This window comes from Mesorhizobium sp. M1A.F.Ca.IN.020.06.1.1 (assembly GCF_004023265.1).
Lineage (GTDB): Bacteria > Pseudomonadota > Alphaproteobacteria > Rhizobiales > Rhizobiaceae > Mesorhizobium.
Genome location: NZ_RZSR01000500.1, coordinates 1 through 4,337, shown reverse-complemented (window position 1 = coordinate 4,337; position 4,337 = coordinate 1). Strand labels below are relative to the sequence as shown.

The window sequence follows — 4,337 nt, the reverse complement described above, 5'->3', positions numbered from 1 at the left end:
GCATAGAGGCCGCGCTGCACGTCGCCGCTGGCGATCCAGTAGGCGAAGTCGATCGCTTCCTCGCCGGCAGCGGAAAAGGCGGAGACGGCGATGCCGGTGCCGCCGAGCGCGGAGCCGACCGGGCCGTTGCCGCCCACAGTCGGCATGTCGCAAAAGAAGAGCCGGTTCGGCCGGAAGCCTGCAGTGGCATAGGGCACGTAGCCATAGATCAGCGGCGCGCAGGCGATGCGCGAGCCGGCCTCGGCCATCTTTTCGAACACGGCAATCGGATCCATCGTCAGGCACTCGGGATCGAGGAGTGCCGCGATCTCACGCAGCATTTCGAAGACGGTCTCGCCGTTATCGGGATCGATCAGATCGCTCGGGCTTTCGACTGCACATGGCCGGCCGAGATCGGCGGCAAGCGTGAAGAAGCACATCAGCGAGTGCGGCGGCCTGAGCGGCAAGAGCACGCGGCTACGCTGGGCAAGCTCCAGCACTTCGGTCCAGATCTTCGGCGCGGCGTCTATCAAATCGGGTCGCCAGGCCTGCACCTGCGTCGCGGCGTCGATCGGAAAGGCCCATTGCCGGTCCTGCCAAGTGTAGCTCGGATAGGACCGGCCGACGCTTGCCTTCGCCAGCGCTTCGCGCTCCGCCTCGCGGCCGGGCACGTCGAGCGGGGCCAGGCACTTCTCGGCGGTGATCTGGCCGACATGCGGATGATCGATGACGATCAGGTCGTAGGCGCGGGCGAGTTCTTCGACAGAGAAGGACTCGAAGTCCTGCAGCGAGCGCTTCTCCCACTCGATAGAGACGCCGGTCTTTTCCCGCCAAAGCCGGGAGCAGGCGACCATCGGATCATAGCCGCGCGGATGGTTCCAGGTCATGCCCTTGAGTGTCGTCACAGGCCGAACTCCTTGCGGATTTTTGCGCTGTGCTCGCCGACGCGCGGCGCCGCCTGCTCGACTTTGGCGCGCATGCCGTCGATCCTGAGCGGTGACCGGGTGGTGTCGATCGAAACACCGTCCTCGCGCGTCACGGTCTGCAGCAGGTCGAGCGCCTTGAAGCCGTCGCTTTCCAGCACCTCTTTCCAGTTCAGCACCTTCGCGCACCAGATGTCGGCGGGCTCGAGGATCGCCAGCCATTCGTCGACCGACTTCTGCGCGATGCGCTGCGCGATGATCGCCTTGATCTCGTCGCGCGCCGTGAACCAGGTCGCCGGCTTGTCGCGATAGGGCGCCAGCCCCTCGATCTCGAGCAGGTCGGCGAGCTTCGGGATCGGCGTCATGGCGATCGCCAGGAAGCCGTCCTTGGCCGGATAGACTCCGTAGGGCGCCGCCAGATAGGCGTGGGCGCTATGGAACGACGAACGGCGCGGCAGCCGCCGGCCGTCATTGAGATGCGTCGTCAGCACCTCGAACTGGAGGTCGATCAGCGCCTCGAAGAGGCTGGTCTCGATATGGCCGCCCGCGCCGGTGGTGCCGCGCCGGACCAGTGCTGCAAGGATGCCTTGCGCACAGGCGGCGCCGGCCAGCATGTCGGCGATTGCCAGGCCGAACGGCACCGGACCCTGATCTTCGTCGCCGTTCAGCCACATGACGCCGGAGCGCGCCTGGGCAAGCAGGTCCTGACCCGGACGCTTTACCCACGGGCCTTCCTCGCCATAGCCGCTGATCGAGGCGTAGACCAGGCGCGGATTGAGCGTCCGCACATGCTCGTAATCGAGGCCGAGCCGCTCGATGACGCCGGGCCGGAAGTTCTGGATCAGCACGTCGGCCTTGGCGAGCAGCCCGCGCAGCGCTTTAAGGTCATCCTCGTTCTTCAGATCGACCGCAAAGCTTTCCTTGGCACGGTTGATGGCGTGGAAGATGGTGGAATCACCACCGATCTCGGTGTCGCTGAGATAGAGCCGGCGCGACAGGTCGCCACCATCGGGCCGCTCGATCTTGATGACGCGGGCACCGAGGTCGAGGAGCCTCAGCGAGCAGTAAGGTCCCGACAGGAACTGGCTCATGTCGACGACGACAAGGCCGGACAGCGGCAGGTCGGCGGCCATCATTGCTTCTCCGTCTTGCCGGCGAAGTCGGCCGGGTCCTTGTATTTCACCGTCTGCAGATGCTCGCAGTAGAGCACCAGCTCGCCTTCGCCCTTGAACACTTCATAGCTGGCGCGGATCAGCCCCATTTCCTTGTAGCGGGGCTTCTTTTCCATGTTGGTGCGGATCGAATAGATGGTGTCGCCGATGAAGACCGGCTTTATGAAGCGGAGCTTGTCATAGCCGTAGGAAAAGGCATTGACGCAGTTGGTGGCGACTAGACCGAGCCCGGCCGAGAAAACGAACGCGCCCGCCACGAGGCGCTTGCCGAAGATACCTTCGCGCTCGGCGAACATCTGGTCCTGCACATAAGGGTGGATGTCGAGCACCAGGGTGTTGAAGAGATGACTGTCGCCTTCGGCCATAGTGCGCCGGAGCGAGCGGATTTTCTGGCCGATTGGCCAATCTTCATAGAACCAGTTTTCGGCATTCCATACCGGCAGCAAGGCGTGATCGGGCGGCATGTCGGCAGGGCAGGTCGAAGCGACGCCGGCGGTGGGCGGGAAGCTGGTCATTGCGCTGTTCGTCCGCTCCGGGAGAATGGCCGCACCGCTCCGGCAAGCCGGAGTCGGACGCGATCGATCCTCCAAATCTTCTTTTGTGAATACTATATTCACATATGAGATTTGCGCACAAGCCGGTCCGGTGAAATTTTGCCTGCACGATCGAACTCGGAGTTGCCTTGGATGCAGCAGGCACAGCGCCAGGCGCGGCTACTTCCGGCAGTTGCCAGCGGACTTCCGGGTCACGGCGAACGCCGCTGTGCCGGCCGGGATGGCGAGGCGCTTCTGCCAGGAAGGACCGCCACCGGCCCGAATCATACAAAACCAATGATTGTTTTAGTCAATTCTACAATTGTAACCCGCCTAAGGGTAATGCGACGATCAGTTGTAGGCGGAGGAGCACTGCACGATCCCGTCAAATCCGGCCAATAAAATTAGCTTCGATAGCGGTGTAATTCGTTAGTAATCGATCGTCAGGATAACCCGGACCTCGACATATTTGGTGCCTTTTTCTTGAGTCGATTATGGCGGTTCTCGGCGCATTCCCTCCCGGTATCGGCTGCCGGCCCTTCGACGAGAGGGATTGGGGAGGCGTGGCGGATTGCCTGCACCGGGGGTTTCCGGAGCGCAGCAGGAGCTATTGGATAGAAGCGCTGACCCGCCTGGCGCAGCGGCCAGCGGTCGTCGATTTTCCGCGATATGGGTTCGTCCTGGAGAAGTCGGGCCGGATCGTCGGCGCAGTGCTTACGCTCTATGCCAAACACAGAAGCCTGGAAGGCGATGAAATCCGCTGCAATCTCTCGAGCTGGTCCGTGGACGCGGAATTCCGGCCCTATGCCAGCCGGATGATCGCGACGGTTATCCTGCGCAAGGATGTGGTCTACACCAATATTTCTCCATCGCCCGGGACAGTGAGGCTCAACAAAGCCTTCGGTTTTCGCCTGTTTTCCGGCGGACAGATCGCCTTCTTGCCCATTCTGAATGGTATGCCGCGTCCGGACCGGGTGTTGGAAGCCCATGCGGACCTCGCCGAAATGGCTGAACTCACCGACAACGAAAGATACATATTGCTCGAGCACGCCGCGTTGGGCTGTCTTTCGCTGATCTGCGTCTGCGACGGTCTGGCGTTGCCGCTTGTGCTGAAGCCGCGCCGGATATTGCATGGGCTCGTGTCGTGCTGCCAGGTCGTCTACTGCCGATCCCACGCGGATCTGGTCAGGTGCGCCGGGGTCGTAGGCCGCTTTCTCCTGCGGCGCGGACAGCTGCTTTGCCTCGTCGATGCGATGGGCCCGGTTCCCGGTCTGTCCGGCAGGTATTTTCCGAACAAGGGGATCAAGTATTTCAAGGGTCCGAAATCGCCTTCTCCGGGAGACCTGACGTTCACCGAAATGGTGCTGTTCGGTTCCTGAACGAAATCGTGAAGCCGGTCTGGAGCCCAGCCGATCCGAAGTCAGTCCGCCGCTTCGGCTCTTGCCGCCATGCGCCAGCGTGTTCCCAGCGAGACGCCCACGAGCAGCAGACAGAAGGCGAGGGCAAGAGGGGAGTAGAAAGCCTCCTCCTGTAATACGGCATTGGCCGAAATGGTGACGATGCCGACAAAGCCGAACAGGAAATCCGGGTCGCCGGTCTGGATAAGCTGCCGTCGCAATGCCACGGCCAGCGCCGCCAGGAAGCCGAAGAAGACGAGGCTCCCCACGCCCATCTGGTAAAGCATGACACCGACCGCGCTCTCGACCGGCACGGAGGCGGCGCCTTCGGCC

Annotated in this window: 4 protein-coding genes and 1 pseudogene; 1 reads left to right on the top strand and 4 read right to left on the bottom strand. The window is 62.6% G+C overall.

The window, feature by feature from the left end; genetic code table 11:
- From EOA60_RS20765 to EOA60_RS20755, 3 genes are all read right to left on the bottom strand, one after another.
- Positions 1–866: extracellular solute-binding protein (locus EOA60_RS20765; protein ID WP_128311809.1), on the bottom strand; the 866-nt coding region annotated here is incomplete at its 3' end.
- Between the two features lie 14 nt (positions 867–880).
- Positions 881–2,038: a CaiB/BaiF CoA-transferase family protein gene (locus EOA60_RS20760; RefSeq protein WP_095823349.1), complete on the bottom strand. Its 1,158-nt coding sequence runs from the start codon at positions 2,036–2,038 to the stop codon at positions 881–883.
- Complete coding sequence (locus EOA60_RS20755; RefSeq protein ID WP_095800395.1) at positions 2,035–2,589, bottom strand: MaoC family dehydratase; 555 nt, start codon at positions 2,587–2,589, stop codon at positions 2,035–2,037. The genes EOA60_RS20760 and EOA60_RS20755 overlap by 4 nt, the downstream gene beginning before the upstream one ends.
- Positions 2,590–3,101: 512 nt before the next feature.
- On the opposite strand from EOA60_RS20755, the gene EOA60_RS20750 reads away from it, so the two are divergent.
- A complete protein-coding gene (locus EOA60_RS20750) occupies positions 3,102–3,986 on the top strand; it encodes a hypothetical protein (protein WP_245322265.1) in 885 nt (294 codons plus the stop codon).
- A gap of 41 nt (positions 3,987–4,027) precedes the next feature.
- Here the strand turns inward: EOA60_RS20750 and EOA60_RS20745 are convergent.
- Positions 4,028–4,337 (bottom strand): annotated as a pseudogene (locus EOA60_RS20745) (hypothetical protein); the annotation flags it as partial.

Bases quoted from the DNA above. Each gene is read 5' to 3' on its own strand.
- EOA60_RS20760 (WP_095823349.1), bottom strand. From the start codon at position 2,038: ATGATGGCCGCCGACCTGCCGCTGTCCGGCCTTGTCGTCGTCGACATG.
- EOA60_RS20755 (WP_095800395.1), bottom strand. From the start codon at position 2,589: ATGACCAGCTTCCCGCCCACCGCCGGCGTCGCTTCGACCTGCCCTGCC.
- EOA60_RS20750 (WP_245322265.1), top strand. From the start codon at position 3,102: ATGGCGGTTCTCGGCGCATTCCCTCCCGGTATCGGCTGCCGGCCCTTC.